General features: G+C 49.5%; 13 protein-coding genes, 1 pseudogene and 1 riboswitch. Of the genes and pseudogenes, 5 read left to right on the top strand and 9 right to left on the bottom strand.

Translation table 11 applies throughout. The features are described 5' to 3' along the window. Positions 1–13: 13 nt before the first annotated feature. Positions 14–868, bottom strand: a complete 855-nt coding sequence (gatY, locus tag AB4H76_RS08825; protein ID WP_001307281.1) for a tagatose-bisphosphate aldolase subunit GatY — start codon at positions 866–868, stop codon at positions 14–16. Between the two features lie 307 nt (positions 869–1,175). Next, positions 1,176–2,228, bottom strand: coding sequence for a class I fructose-bisphosphate aldolase (fbaB, locus tag AB4H76_RS08820; protein ID WP_000129551.1), 1,053 nt, complete (start codon positions 2,226–2,228; stop codon positions 1,176–1,178). A gap of 256 nt (positions 2,229–2,484) precedes the next feature. Here fbaB and AB4H76_RS08815 point away from each other — a divergent pair, with 256 nt between their 5' ends. Genes AB4H76_RS08815 through AB4H76_RS08805 form a run of 3 tightly spaced genes read left to right on the top strand, consistent with a single transcriptional unit; the run spans position 2,485 to position 5,725 of the window. Next, the gene (locus tag AB4H76_RS08815; RefSeq protein WP_000858484.1) at positions 2,485–3,762 is read left to right on the top strand and encodes a nucleoside permease; all 1,278 of its coding nucleotides are present in this window, start codon (positions 2,485–2,487) and stop codon (positions 3,760–3,762) included. After that, on the top strand, positions 3,759–4,763 hold the full coding sequence (locus AB4H76_RS08810) for an ADP-ribosylglycohydrolase family protein (protein ID WP_000846222.1): 1,005 nt from the start codon (positions 3,759–3,761) through the stop codon (positions 4,761–4,763). Before AB4H76_RS08815 ends, AB4H76_RS08810 begins: the two co-directional genes overlap by 4 nt. Further along, positions 4,760–5,725: a carbohydrate kinase family protein gene (locus AB4H76_RS08805; RefSeq protein ID WP_000011997.1), complete on the top strand. Its 966-nt coding sequence runs from the start codon at positions 4,760–4,762 to the stop codon at positions 5,723–5,725. The genes AB4H76_RS08810 and AB4H76_RS08805 overlap by 4 nt, the downstream gene beginning before the upstream one ends. Here the strand turns inward: AB4H76_RS08805 and AB4H76_RS08800 are convergent. The 5 genes from AB4H76_RS08800 to rcnR form a co-directional block, all read right to left on the bottom strand. Then, complete coding sequence (locus AB4H76_RS08800; RefSeq protein WP_000434038.1) at positions 5,699–6,445, bottom strand: GntR family transcriptional regulator; 747 nt, start codon at positions 6,443–6,445, stop codon at positions 5,699–5,701. The two genes, AB4H76_RS08805 and AB4H76_RS08800, sit on opposite strands and share 27 nt — an antisense overlap. A 51-nt stretch (positions 6,446–6,496) precedes the next feature. Next, positions 6,497–7,315, bottom strand: a complete 819-nt coding sequence (locus AB4H76_RS08795) for a glycoside hydrolase family 25 protein (protein WP_077491867.1) — start codon at positions 7,313–7,315, stop codon at positions 6,497–6,499. A 64-nt stretch (positions 7,316–7,379) separates the two neighbouring features. Next, positions 7,380–8,180, bottom strand: coding sequence for a bifunctional hydroxymethylpyrimidine kinase/phosphomethylpyrimidine kinase (thiD, locus tag AB4H76_RS08790; protein ID WP_000822274.1), 801 nt, complete (start codon positions 8,178–8,180; stop codon positions 7,380–7,382). Next, entirely contained in the window at positions 8,177–8,965 is a 789-nt protein-coding gene (gene thiM / locus AB4H76_RS08785) for a hydroxyethylthiazole kinase (protein WP_001195564.1), read from the bottom strand. Before thiM ends, thiD begins: the two co-directional genes overlap by 4 nt. Before the next feature lie 34 nt (positions 8,966–8,999). Then, positions 9,000–9,096: riboswitch (TPP riboswitch) on the bottom strand. A 91-nt stretch (positions 9,097–9,187) separates the two neighbouring features. After that, the gene (gene rcnR / locus AB4H76_RS08780) at positions 9,188–9,460 is read right to left on the bottom strand and encodes a Ni(II)/Co(II)-binding transcriptional repressor RcnR (RefSeq protein WP_000019944.1); all 273 of its coding nucleotides are present in this window, start codon (positions 9,458–9,460) and stop codon (positions 9,188–9,190) included. 121 nt (positions 9,461–9,581) lie between these two features. Here rcnR and rcnA point away from each other — a divergent pair. Both rcnA and rcnB read left to right on the top strand, forming a co-directional pair. Then, positions 9,582–10,384: pseudogene (gene rcnA, locus AB4H76_RS08775) on the top strand (nickel/cobalt efflux protein RcnA). Positions 10,385–10,602: 218 nt separating this feature from the next. Beyond that, positions 10,603–10,941 carry a Ni(II)/Co(II) efflux transporter accessory subunit RcnB gene (gene rcnB / locus AB4H76_RS08770; RefSeq protein ID WP_000153067.1) on the top strand — a complete coding sequence of 113 codons (339 nt, stop codon included), beginning with the start codon at positions 10,603–10,605 and terminating at the stop codon, positions 10,939–10,941. An 81-nt stretch (positions 10,942–11,022) separates the two neighbouring features. Here the strand turns inward: rcnB and AB4H76_RS08765 are convergent, their stop codons facing one another. Continuing rightward, positions 11,023–12,057, bottom strand: a complete 1,035-nt coding sequence (locus tag AB4H76_RS08765) for a putative fimbrial-like adhesin protein (protein ID WP_000405694.1) — start codon at positions 12,055–12,057, stop codon at positions 11,023–11,025. A 15-nt stretch (positions 12,058–12,072) separates the two neighbouring features. Then, positions 12,073–14,553 carry a fimbrial biogenesis outer membrane usher protein gene (locus AB4H76_RS08760; RefSeq protein ID WP_000945454.1) on the bottom strand — a complete coding sequence of 827 codons (2,481 nt, stop codon included), beginning with the start codon at positions 14,551–14,553 and terminating at the stop codon, positions 12,073–12,075. Positions 14,554–14,567 lie beyond the last annotated feature (14 nt).

The raw sequence follows: 14,567 nt of genomic DNA, 5'->3' as shown, positions 1-14,567 counted from the left end.
AATGGCAGGTGCGTTATGCCCTGCCCTCGCAGCCACAATCGGCAATCACTTTGCTCACCACATCGCGCATTGCGGATTTAGCCGACTGCAAATAATCCCGGGGATCGGTCGCTTCAGGGTGCTCGGTCAGGTAATTTTTTAACGCCTGCGAGAAGGCATTTTTCAGCTCCGTTGCAACGTTGATTTTGCATATCCCCAGTTTGATGGTTTGCTGAATATCCTTAGTCGATAACCCTGACGCGCCATGCAGCACCAGCGGTAAGTTCACCCACTGGCGAATGTTCTCCAGTCTAGAAAAATCAAGCGCCGGTGCGCTGGCATACATCCCATGAGCCGTGCCGATGGCGACCGCCAGGGAATCAATTCCGGTTGCCTCGGCAAATTCACGCGCCTGAGCGGGGTTGGTGTACAACGCATCGGCTTCATTGACTTGCACATCATCTTCCTGGCCGCCAAGTTGCCCCAGCTCCGCCTCGACGCTGACATCAAAGCGATGGCAAAAATCCACCACCTCTTTGACCCGTGAAATATTTTGCGCAAAAGGCAAATGCGAGGCGTCAATCATGACTGAGCGCACGCCAGAACGAACCTTCTGAGCGATATCGTCAAATTTCGTGTGATGGTCGAGATGAATTGCCAGTGGATGGTGATATTGCTTCGCCATCGCGCTGACCAGCGCCAACAGATTTTCTGTACCAGCATGAGTAAATGTGCCAGGCGTTCCGGCGATGATGACCGGCGCATGCAGGTTGGCAGCGGTTTCTACCACCACTTGCATCGTTTCGAGATTGTGAATATTGAATGCCGGAACCGCATAACCGCCGCGCTGTGCGTTGTTCAGCATCTGCTTTGTCGATACCACGTACATTTTCATATCCTGTCGTTTGTTTTCGATTTCAAAATATAATGAAATTATTTGTTTTTAAATATCGAGATAACGATCACAAAAACGACAATATGAAAATTGTTCGAGGAGTGAAAGGCAAAAAAACGGCCTCCCGATAGGGAAGCCGTAGCAAAGTGCGCGTGTTTTTATGCCGGATGCGGTGTAAACATACGTGGCAGTGCTATGTAGGCATGATAAGACGCTTCAGCGTCGCATCAGGCATAGGTTGCCGGATGCAGCGTAAACGCCTTATCCGTCCTACGGGGTGGTGTTGTTCGTATAAGGCGTATCAGGCGATAGTAATTTTGCTATCGAGATAAACGTCCTGCACGGCGTTAATCAGTTTCACGCCGTCAGCCATCGATTTCTTGAACGCTTTACGTCCAAGAATCAGCCCCATTCCGCCAGCGCGTTTGTTGATAACCGCAGTACGCACTGCATCACTGAGGTCAGTTTCACCGCCCGCAGCACCGCCGGAGTTTATCAACCCAGCCCGGCCCATATAGCAGTTAGCTAACTGATAACGCACCAGATCAATCGGGTTTTCGCTGGTTAACTTGCTGTACACGCGATCGTCGGTATAACCGTAATTAATCGCTTTATAACCGCCGTTATTTTCCGCCATTTTCTGTTTGACGATGTCCGCGCCAATGGTCGCCGCCAGATGGTTCGCCTGACCAGTCAGGTCGGCGGAAACATGGTAATCAACGCCATCTTTCTTAAAGGCGGAGTTACGCAAATAGGCCCACAGCACTGTCACCATGCCCAGCTCGTGCGCACGTTCAAAAGCCGCAGAAATTTCTTCAATCTGGCGACGTGACTCTTCCGAGCCAAAATAGATAGTCGCACCAACCGCAACCGCGCCCATGTTGAACGCCTGCTCCACGCTGGCATACAGCGTTTGATCGTAGGTATTCGGGTAACTTAGCGTCTCGTTGTGATTAAGTTTGACGAGGAATGGAATGCGATGCGCATAACGCCGCGATACCGACGCCAGCACGCCGTAAGTTGACGCCACACAGTTACAGCCCGCTTCGATCGCCAGTTCAACAATGTTTTTCGGGTCAAAGTAGAGCGGGTTAGCAGCAAATGAAGCTCCGGCAGAGTGCTCAACGCCCTGGTCAACCGGCAGAATAGAAAGATATCCTGTGCCAGCCAGACGCCCGGTGTTGTACAACGTCTGCATATTACGTAACACCGCAGGCGGGCGATTATTGTCAATCATCACGCGGTCTACGTAGTCATGTCCGGGAAGATAAAGCTGGTCAGAAGGAATAGTCATACAACGGTGCTGTAAAAGGTTGTCGGCGTCTTTGCCAAGCAACTGCGCAATATCTGTCATTACTATGCTCCCGTAAATTCCGATTGGATATCGGCTATGGATTTTCCTGGCCCGCCTTTTGCGGGCAATCATAATCCTGGTCGTTACGGGCGAGTTTTTCCATCTTTTGGATGTTTTTTCAGCGTTTTCTGTTGGCTCGATTCATCAGAAAAAATGTTAGCGCGGTCAAGTTTTCACCGCAAAGGTATTTAAAAGGTATTATTAAGTGGTATTGTCATCGCGTACCTTACATTACCTGTCATGAAGGAATTAAAAGATGAAAACAACAGCAAAGCTGTCGTTCATGATGTTTGTTGAATGGTTTATCTGGGGCGCGTGGTTTGTGCCATTGTGGTTGTGGTTAAGTAAAAGCGGTTTTAGTGCCGGAGAAATTGGCTGGTCGTATGCCTGTACCGCCATTGCGGCGATCCTGTCGCCAATTCTGGTTGGCTCCATCACTGACCGCTTTTTCTCGGCGCAGAAAGTGCTGGCGGTATTGATGTTCGCAGGCGCGCTGCTGATGTATTTCGCTGCGCAACAGACCACTTTTGCCGGGTTCTTCCCGTTACTGCTGGCCTACTCGCTAACCTATATGCCGACCATTGCGCTGACTAACAGCATCGCTTTTGCCAACGTGCCGGATGTTGAGCGTGATTTCCCGCGCATTCGTGTGATGGGCACTATCGGCTGGATTGCCTCCGGTCTGGCATGTGGTTTCTTGCCGCAAATACTGGGGTATGCCGATATCTCACCGACTAACATCCCGCTGCTGATTACCGCCGGAAGTTCTGCTCTGCTCGGTGTGTTTGCGTTTTTCCTGCCCGACACGCCACCAAAAAGCACCGGCAAAATGGATATTAAAGTCATGCTCGGCCTGGATGCGCTGATCCTGCTGCGCGATAAAAACTTCCTCGTCTTTTTCTTCTGTTCATTCCTGTTTGCGATGCCACTAGCGTTCTATTACATCTTTGCCAACGGTTATCTGACCGAAGTTGGCATGAAAAACGCCACCGGCTGGATGACGCTCGGCCAGTTCTCTGAAATCTTCTTTATGCTGGCATTGCCGTTTTTCACTAAACGCTTTGGTATCAAAAAGGTATTATTGCTTGGTCTGGTCACCGCTGCGATCCGCTATGGCTTCTTTATTTACGGTAGTGCGGATGAATATTTCACCTACGCGTTACTGTTCCTCGGTATTTTGCTTCACGGCGTAAGTTACGATTTTTACTACGTTACCGCTTACATCTATGTCGATAAAAAAGCCCCCGTGCATATGCGTACCGCTGCGCAGGGGCTGATCACGCTCTGCTGCCAGGGCTTCGGCAGTTTGCTCGGCTATCGTCTTGGCGGTGTGATGATGGAAAAGATGTTCGCTTATCAGGAACCGGTAAACGGACTGACTTTCAACTGGTCCGGGATGTGGACTTTCGGCGCGGTGATGATTGCCATTATCGCCGTGCTGTTCATGATTTTTTTCCGCGAATCCGACAACGAAATTACGGCTATCAAGGTCGATGATCGCGATATTGCGTTGACACAAGGGGAAGTTAAATGAAAACAGAACGTATTCTCGGTGCTCTTTATGGGCAGGCGTTAGGGGATGCGATGGGGATGCCCTCCGAGCTTTGGCCACGCAGCCGCGTTAAAGCACACTTTGGCTGGATTGACCGTTTTCTTCCTGGACCAAAGGAGAATAACGCGGCCTGTTATTTTAACCGCGCCGAATTCACCGACGATACCTCGATGGCGCTGTGTCTGGCGGATGCGTTACTGGAACGTGAAGGCAAGATCGATCCGGATCTGATTGGGCGTAATATTCTCGACTGGGCGCTGCGTTTCGACGCCTTTAACAAAAACGTACTAGGTCCGACCTCGAAGATTGCGCTTAACGCCATTCGCGACGGTAAACCCGTTGCTGAACTGGAAAACAACGGCGTGACCAACGGCGCAGCGATGCGCGTCTCGCCATTAGGTTGTTTGCTTCCGGCGCGTGATGTTGATTCCTTTATTGATGATGTAGCGCTGGCGTCCAGCCCGACCCATAAATCCGATCTGGCGGTTGCAGGCGCGGTAGTCATCGCATGGGCGATTTCTAGTGCCATTGACGGAGAAAGCTGGTCAGCGATTGTTGATTCCCTGCCTTCAATTGCGCGACATGCACAGCAAAAACGCATCACTACGTTCAGCGCCTCACTGGCGGCGCGGCTGGAGATTGCGCTGAAAATTGTGCGCAATGCCGACGGCACCGAATCCGCCAGCGAACAGCTTTACCAGGTCGTTGGCGCAGGTACCAGCACTATTGAGTCCGTTCCGTGCGCCATTGCGCTGGTTGAACTGGCACAAACCGACCCGAATCGCTGCGCCGTCCTGTGCGCTAACCTTGGCGGCGACACAGACACCATCGGTGCTATGGCGACGGCAATTTGCGGCGCGTTGCATGGCGTTAACGCTATCGATCCTGCGTTAAAGGCGGAACTGGATGCGGTAAATCAGCTTGATTTCAACCGCTATGCCACAGCGCTGGCGAAATATCGTCAACAACGGGAGGCGGTATGAGCGGCGCTCGATTACACACGCTGCTGCCTGAATTAACCACGCGTCAGTCGGTGATGGTCGTCGGCGCGGCGGTCATTGACGTGATCGCCGACGCTTATGCCCTCCCCTGGCGTGGGTGCGATATCGAACTGAAACAGCAGAGCGTTAACGTTGGCGGCTGCGCACTGAATATTGCCGTGGCGTTAAAGCGCCTCGGCATCGAAGCGGGTAATGCCTTGCCGCTCGGTCAGGGCGTGTGGGCGGAGATTATTCGCAACCGGATGGCAAAAGAGGGCTTAATCAGCCTGATCGATAACGCCGAAGGTGATAACGGCTGGTGTCTGGCGCTGGTTGAGCCGGATGGCGAACGCACTTTTATGTCATTCAGCGGTGTTGAAAATCAGTGGAATCGCCAGTGGCTGGCGCGATTAACCGTTGCGCCTGGCAGCCTGCTCTATTTTTCCGGTTATCAACTGGCCTCGCCCTGCGGCGAATTGTTAGTGGAATGGCTGGAAGAGCTGCAAGACGTGACGCCGTTTATCGATTTTGGCCCACGTATTGGCGATATCCCGGATGCATTACTGGCGCGGATCATGGCCTGTCGACCTTTAGTGTCGCTCAATCGTCAAGAGGCTGAGATTGCCGCCGAACGTTTTGCTTTATCCGCAGAGATAACAACACTTGGCAAGCAATGGCAGGAGAAATTTGCCGCGCCGTTGATCGTTCGTCTCGATAAAGAAGGCGCATGGTATTTCAGCAACGACGCTTCTGGCTGCATTCCGGCATTTCCAACGCAAGTTGTCGACACCATTGGGGCGGGCGACAGTCATGCCGGTGGCGTACTTGCCGGGCTGGCCTCTGGTCTGCCACTGGCGGATGCCGTATTACTGGGCAATGCAGTGGCGTCGTGGGTTGTCGGGCATCGGGGCGGTGATTGTGCGCCAACGCGCGAGGAACTACTCCTCGCACACAAAAACGTATAGATCGCTGCGACAGTGGCTAATGCTGTACTCAATAGGCCGTTGCTGTTGGTCAAGCGCCACTTGCTTGATCACCAGCACCGGTATTTTGCTATCTAACTGAATATGTGACTGAAACTCGGCATCCGGCATCCGGGCGCTAACGCGGGAACGCGTACGTTGTGGGTAAATGTGCTGGCTGCGGAAATAGTCATAAAGTGAAATCCCGATGGCATCAACATCATGAATTAAATGCGCCGGAACCCACGATTCCTCAATCGATACCGCTTCTTCATCGACATAGCGAATACGCTTAAGCAAAAAGACATCACTTCCTGCTTCGACCGCCAGCTGCTGCGCGACTTCTTCGGGACATTTCACGACACGCTTGTTAACCCATAGCGTATCGGGCTTTTTCCCGCGCAATACCACCTGCTGAGAAAAACCTCGCGCTTCTTTCAACGAGTATTCGAAGATGTTGTTGATCTGCGTGCCGTAACCGCGCGAACGCGTCACCACACCCTCTTCTTCCAGCGCCTGCATCGCCTTGCGCACCGTAATGCGCGAAACGCCGGTTAACTGACTTAAATCACGCTCACCGGGCAAAATATTGCCATGCTCCAGCACCCCGCTGCGCACGGCATTTTTTACCGTTTCGGCAAACTTAATATAAAGCGGCGTGTTATCCGCCGCTAAAATACGCTCGTTCAGTTGGGCAATCAGCTGGGTATGCGCTTGTTCCATTTGTCTTTTTCCTGCCGGGGAGTCTGGTGGGAGTATATCACTGCTTCTTATTTAAGGCGTTTCTTTAATCCCATCAACGAATGCCTGCAACTCCTCCACCGTGCCATTAAATACATTAAAATCCACCGGACCATTGATGCCATCTACCTGTCCACGTTCGGAATGCTGCCAGAAGCGCCAGGCCATTCCGTCATTGTCCGGACGACGTTGATAGTAGTGAGCCACCCACCACGGATATTCATTGAAATAGCCCGCCAGATTCGTGTGATAAAAAACGGCTCCTGAGTAAATAATCGGCTTTTTCCCCGTACTTTTTTCGACCATTTTTAGCCACTGACTTACCCTCTTGCGTAATTCTTTTGCCGATAATTTTCCTCGCTCTTCTACGTCCAGTACCGCAGGGAAATCGCCTTGTGAGAAATCTACCGTTTGCAGAAATAATCGCACCTGAACCGGTGCTGCTACCGACGGGGAGAAATAATGATATGCCCCGCGCAGCAGGCCATTTTCGCGGCTTAGTTGCCAGTTACGCGAAAAATAGGGGTCCTCCAGCTTTTCGCCTTCCGTCGCCTTAATAAAGGCAAATTGTAAGCGAATACCGTTATCGCGCATTTTTGCCACCCGCTGCCAGTCGATCCGCTCCTGCCAGCGCGAAACATCTATTCCGTGAATGGTGTAACTGGCAGGAATACGAATAGCGAAAGATTTAACCGGGCGATAACCGTAGAAGTGGATGTAGTCTGTAATCTGAACTGCTGTCGAATAGAAAAAATTCACCGTCTGACGCGGATAAATTGCAACGATGGAAATTAGCCCAAGAGCGCATAATAGAGCGGTGAGTTTTTTTCGACTGGTAATTCTTAGCTGCATTGGTTTCATCCCTGAATGTCAGTGCCAAAGGCTGACAATAACCAAAGCAGCTATAGTACGGTGCTCACCACCAGGCGTGGAAGTGGTGAACCGGACCAATACCGTGACCAACTTCCAGCGTGTCGGCCTGGGCTAATGCTGATGAAAGCCAGCTTTTTGCCTCCTGTACGGTGTCAGCCCAGTTTGTATGGCGCGGGCGTAGTGCAGCCAACGCCGCAGAGAGCGTACAACCAGTGCCGTGGGTGTTTTTGGTCATAATGCGCGGTGCGGTAAACCGTTGTTCACCCTCGCGGGTAAACAGCCAGTCCGGGCTTTGCTCATCATCCAGATGACCACCTTTCATTAGCACTGCGCCACAGCCCATCGCCAACAGCGATCGCCCTTGTTCCAGCATTTCCTGTTCGGTGCGCGCGTGTGGCGCGTCGAGCAAGGCGGCAGCTTCGGGCAAGTTTGGCGTTATTAATGAAACCTGTGGCAATAATCGACTGCGCAGCGTAGCAACCGCCGAAGGTGAAAGCAGCGGGTCGCCGCTTTTTGCCAGCATAACGGTGTCGAGTACCACGTTTTGGATCTGATAACGTTGCAACCGTTCTGCCACCGCTTCAACAATATCGGTTTCCGCCAGCATACCGATTTTAGTGGTATCGATTCGCACATCGCTGAACACCGAATCGAGCTGGGCGGCGACAAAATCAGGCTCAATGCGATACACCGACTGTACGCCACGGGTATTTTGCGCCACCAGTGCAGTAATAACTGAGCAACCATAAGCGCCAAGTGCCGAGAAGGTTTTAAGATCGGCCTGAATCCCCGCACCACCACTCGGATCAGTACCGGCAATCGTCAGAGCGTTAATTCGTTTCATGCCTGCACCTCCTGCGTCAATTGCCAGAGCGCATCAAGGAAATGTGGAACAAAACTGCCTGGCCCCTCGCTTCTGGCGACTGCGCGTTCTCCGGCTTGTTTCATCCAGTGACAGGCAGATGCGACATTTTCCAGCGTATCGCCTGGTAACGCACAGCAGGCAGCGACAACCGCCGATAATGCACAGCCAGTTCCTACCACTTTGGTCATTAACGGATCACCACCGTGAATACCAATGATACGATGTCCATCGGTAACATAATCCATCTCGCCAGTGACCACGACGATTGCGCCAGTTTCCCGTGCCAGTGTTTGTGCAGCGGGTATCGCGTTAGCTGCGGCGTCAGTGGTATCCACTCCCCGTCCGCCATTAGCAATGCCAGCTAATGCCATGATTTCCGAAGCATTACCACGTATCGCTGCCGGTTTAAAAGATAAAAGTTCATGACAAAAATGGCGGCGATAATCGAGCGCACCCACCGCTACTGGATCAAGCGTCCAGGGTGTTTGAGAGCTTTTTGCTTGCTCAACGGCAGCACGCATCGCCTGAGCGCGTGGCTGCGTCAGTGTGCCAACGTTAATCAACAAGGCACTGGCGATAGCCGCAAACTGACTGGCCTCTTCGGTTTCGATAACCATCGCTGGCGATGCACCGAGCGCCAGCAAGGTATTGGCGGTAAAGGTTTGCACCACATCATTGGTCATGCAGTGCACAAGAGGGGAATGTTGGTGAAAAAGGTGTAACGCGTGCGCAGATTGCGCTGAACCCAGCAGGTCGACTTGCATAGTTTGCTCCTGCCATAACGTGAAGAAGCAATGACCTGGTGGTCCGTGACTTCCCTACGCTGGCATTATCCAGATCAGGTGATACGGGTATTTCTCAGCCTTCACGCAGAAGGGCACCCCGAGTCGTTTGGTTGCGATGATAAATCGCAGAGGAGGATGGTAATGTCCAGCGCACGCGTTGTAAACGAGGAAAAACGGCAGTTTTACAATCGCGTTAATAAATTATTTGATATATGAATCCAGCACCTTCAGAACGACATCCAGATCTTCTTCACGTTTTAGCTCATCCCCCTGGTGAACGATGTGTTCCGTTAGATGACCTTTAATCACTTCCCGCATCAGACCGTTTACCGCGCCACGGATAGCAGCAATCTGTTGTAAAACTGCAGCGCATTCGTGCGGCTCGTCGAGCATTTTCTTGAGCGCCACGACCTGGCCCTGAATCTTACTGGCACGCGCTTTCAGTTTCTGTTTATCACGGATTGTATGAGACATGGCAACACCTGGTTAACAAGAATATGAAAAATCATAGCACTATTAATCTACTGGGGGGTAGTATCAGGTACTGGGGGGGGAGTAGAATCAGATTGCCGAATTAATACTAAGAATTATTATCATGACCGAATTTACAACTCTTCTTCAGCAAGGAAACGCCTGGTTCTTCATCCCCAGCGCCATCTTACTTGGTGCGCTTCATGGCCTGGAACCAGGGCACTCAAAAACGATGATGGCGGCGTTTATCATCGCCATCAAAGGCACCATTAAACAAGCGGTGATGCTCGGACTGGCAGCAACTATTTCGCATACCGCAGTGGTCTGGTTAATTGCCTTTGGCGGGATGGTGATCAGCAAGCGCTTTACTGCTCAATCAGCAGAACCGTGGCTCCAGCTGATTTCCGCAGTGATCATTATTAGCACCGCGTTCTGGATGTTCTGGCGTACCTGGCGCGGCGAACGCAACTGGCTGGAGAATATGCACGGGCATGATTATGAGCATCATCATCACGATCACGAACATCACCACGACCATGGACATCATCACCATCACGAACATGGCGAGTATCAGGATGCCCATGCACGAGCCCATGCCAATGACATTAAACGACGCTTTGATGGTAGAGAGGTCACCAACTGGCAAATTTTGTTATTTGGCTTAACCGGTGGCCTTATCCCCTGCCCGGCAGCAATTACCGTGCTGTTGATATGCATTCAGTTGAAAGCCCTGACACTGGGCGCAACACTGGTCGTCAGTTTCAGCATTGGCCTGGCGTTGGCGCAGCAATCAGCGTTCAGCAGGTCGCAAAACGCTGGAGCGGATTTAACACTCTCGCTAAACGCGCCCCCTATTTTTCCAGTCTGTTGATTGGCTTAGTTGGTGTGTATATGGGCGTACATGGCTTCATGGGCATAATGCGATAACTCAATCCTTTAGGCTTGCATGTTATCTTCAGCCCAGGATGATTCTTAAATCAGCTATTTCCGCTGACTCTCTGCTCGCTAAGGATGCTTTTAGGGCATCCTTTCATTTACACTTTTTACGAAATCATGGGATCACTAACAAAATATCGCTTGTCAGTTATATTGTATGGCAGGAAAGATATGCGACTGATATTACAGATCCCCAAAGTGGAGAGTTTATGACCATTAAAAATAAGATGTTGCTGGGTGCGCTTTTGCTGGTTACCAGTGCCGCCTGGGCCGCACCAGCCACCGCGGGTTCGACCAATACCTCGGGAATTTCTAAGTATGAGTTAAGCAGTTTCATTGCTGACTTTAAGCATTTCAAACCAGGGGACACCGTACCAGAAATGTACCGTACCGATGAGTACAACATTAAGCAGTGGCAGTTGCGTAACCTGCCCGCACCTGACGCCGGAACCCACTGGACCTATATGGGTGGCGCGTACGTGTTGATCAGCGACACCGACGGAAAAATCATTAAAGCCTACGACGGTGAGATTTTTTATCATCGCTAAAAAAAGCCCCCTCGGAGAGAGGGGGAAATGCAGACACCTTATTATTTCTTATTATTAGCCACTTGCTCGTCTTGCTTGTTATTAGTCGTATTTCACGTTGATTAATGCGGTTGCTTCCAGTGCGCCAGATTTAACTTTGTTTGTATCGTAGACGTAGTAACTGGCTGTTATCGGAATTGAAACCGTTGTATCTGTAAGTTTTGACTTTGCCGCAATTTCTTTTAAATTTGTGTATCCTTTACTGCTGTTAGTGATATTTAAAAGTGTGACTGGCGAACTATTACTTTCAAGAATAAATCCTACGCCATTATCTTCCGCACCTTTCAGTATTGTGTTGCTGTTGGTTAACAAGTCAGAACTTGATAAATACACCTGCATTTTCCGTGATGTTTGATTTTGTTGACCTAATAAATTTTTACAACGCAGAATAATATCCCCTTGTTTACTATTTATTGTTGCTTTGTTACCTGTGGCTGGTAATTGTGAAACGGGAATACTGTCTAAAGTAATTAATAAATCGTCCGGTTTGCAGGTTGTGGTTATCGGGTTGTATGACAATGTCAGATTAAAGGAATAGACACCTGCATTTTGTGCCAATGCATTTCTGTAGCTATTTACACATGCATCCCATGACTTGCCACCTAATAAACACAGTAGAAATTGTACTGCGGCACTCCCGCGTGTCGATGATGAAGCACTGGATAATGTTGCAACACCATTAATCATCACTGAACCGCCGCCCCCCGCAGAAACATTCACTTTTGCATTACTGGCCGCAGGTGTCACCGTTACCGAATAACCATTGGTGAAACTGGTCTGATTATTTGACAACGTGATGTTATTTTTATTGGTCCATTCAAAATGTAAATTTAATTTAATGGTATCGTTATAAAGTCCAACAATAATATCCGACGGGCTCATAGGGGTGATAGTATTTGTACTTACGCATGACGAATCATTAAAATTATGCTCATATGTCGCCATTTGTGTTTGAGTAAGTGCAAAATCCCCCTGAACAACCAAGTTGTGCTGAACAGATAACTCACTATAACATGCCGCATAGCTCACAGGCATAACCATCATCATTAATATAAATAGCATTATGCGAATTTCCATAGAACCACCTGACTATTACTGGCAAATATAATTTCTACTTTCATCAATCTCTTTACCGAAGGTGATTGTGCATGAAAGTCCTTGTTGCTTATCAATTGCCACATTAACCGATGGCGGTACTTCATTGGTGCGAATAAATAACTGACTTCCCTGGCCGACAACGCCAATATTATGACCATGGATATCATTGACTTCATAACCAAACGTTAATGATTGCCCATCTGCTCTTAACGCTTTTATAAACCATGGCTTGCGCTGATCGGTATCAAAATTAACAAGTACAACCGCGCCGCGATAAGGGGCGGCAATTTTCCGGTTGCCACGTAATTCTGCTTCGCTATCGCTTTGCGACACATCCAGCATCAGGTGATTTTCCCGATAAGGTGTCATTCCGTCGTATATCACCACTCCATTACGGTTTGTTGTGCGATATTTTTGCCCATTGACATAAGCATCTTTAATTCCTGGCGCATTCATCACAGCAAACGTTTCGGAAAGACGGTTCGCCAGATTAACGCCACCCGACCAGGCGACAATGCCCCCTGAAACACTGGCTCCAGCCTGTCGATAAGTACTCGACTGACTATAACTGCCATTCACTGTCGCAACCGGCGCGTTCCAGGTCAAATTCGCCCCAGCTGTCGTTTCATTTCCCTGATGTTGATGACTCAGGTTGACACCATAATTGAACTGATCCCGACTCCCTACTGTTCCTGATAATCCCGTATTATTTGAGGCAAACCCCTGATCATCAAACGTCGTTGAGTTAGACATATATATTTGCCGACGAGGCGTCGAAACGTCATCACCCCAATCAAAGGGAATCGATATAAAAATATTAAAACGTTTCTCTTCATGATGATTCTCGTCATAAGCCTGGCTTGCCGCGAGGGTATAGCTTATCCGTCGCAGGTTGTTGGAATAACTCAACTGATAATCCTTACTACTGCCGCTACGCCCCCAGTAATCTCGCCATAACGTACTTAATGACACAGACCCCCAACCTTCTGGCAATGACTGGCTCATATTGGCGGAAAAGCTATTTTTGCGGCCAAAATCGTTCTGGTAATAATCGGCAATGTCATAGACATCGTTTTCATCACGGCGATAATTATCTTTATTGTTTGCCCAAACGTGATCGTTAAATGTCCGGTAATCACGCGACGAATAACGCCAGGCCGCCAGACCAAAACGCGTCGACGTTTGGCTCACAAATTTGTTGTAGGCAATTTGATAACTTTGCCCGTCAAACACATCGCCGTTGTCTTGTTTACTATGCGACTTAGTGGCATCGACGGAAATGGCACCAATGCGTGTATTCCAGCCAGCCCCCAAAGTAAACGCGTAATAATTATTCGCGACCATCGAGCCACCATACAGCGTCAATAAATTATTAAAACCATACTGATAACCCGCCTGGACAAAATCACTTTGTTTGCTCGCCCCTTCAATATGGCTACGACCCGCCGCTAAATCATATTTCGACACGCCGGGTTGCAGCATATTTGGCACCGCTGCATAAGGCACCAGATAGGTGGTTACCGAGCCGTCCGCCTCTTTCACGCTGACATCAAGATCTGCTCCACCACCGGCCAACTGCAAATCTGTAATCGCGAACGGGCCAGGAGGAACCTCTTTCTGATAAACCACAAAACCATTCTGTTCAATAGTTACCAGCGCGTTACTCTGAGCAATCCCCTGCACCCGTGGCGTAAAATTTTGTTTCGAGTTAGGCAACATCTGCATATCACGAAACAACCGCACACCTCTGAAGCGAACAGAATCAAAAATATCGCTTGATGTGTACATATCACCCACGCGAAGCGTGCCGAGAAGTTGGGCAAATCCACGTTCCAGATACAGGGTATTGCTTTTCCACACCCCTGGATTGTTATTTGTTTTACTGAAACTGGCATCAGAATGCAGTTGCCACCCCAGTAAATTTAACCCGCTGTTAAAACGTACATATGTACTCTTGTTATTACCCGACGCTTTATAGTCGCTGTAATACTGACTCAGATAATAAGAGGTATAAAACGCATTAATACCCCGCTCCCAGTTTTCCGGTGGAACATAGCCACTTTCCAGTTCTTCCACCCAGGCCTGCGGGACACTGAAATCGAGACGAAAAACCCCGATATCCCAGGTATAGCTCCCACCCTGAACAAGTTGCTCAAATGTTAAACATTGCTTACCGCTGGCGAAGTTATCGCTATTAATGCCTAACCGCTTGATAACTTCTCTTGATAAACATGTTTCTTGCGGGTTGTCTTTAACAATAATCTCATATTTCCCGCGCCATTGCTTATTGACATAAATATCGATGTCATACTGCCCCGGTAAGGGTTGATTATCATCAAGACGAATATTTGCAACCTGCTGGTCTTTCATTCCACCTATCATAAAATGGGTATCAAAGGTTTCTTCAGCTGCATAAGCTTCAATGCCGAGCAATAACGCTACGATTGCTGATGCAAGTGGGGTCATTCTCAACATAGGCAGCTCCTGCA

It is taken from the genome of Escherichia sp. UTM R2, from assembly GCF_048593455.1.
GTDB classification, from domain to species: Bacteria; Pseudomonadota; Gammaproteobacteria; order Enterobacterales; family Enterobacteriaceae; genus Escherichia; species Escherichia coli.
The sequence above is the reverse complement of the archived record's forward strand: the minus strand, read 5'-3'. Positions and strand labels throughout refer to the sequence as shown.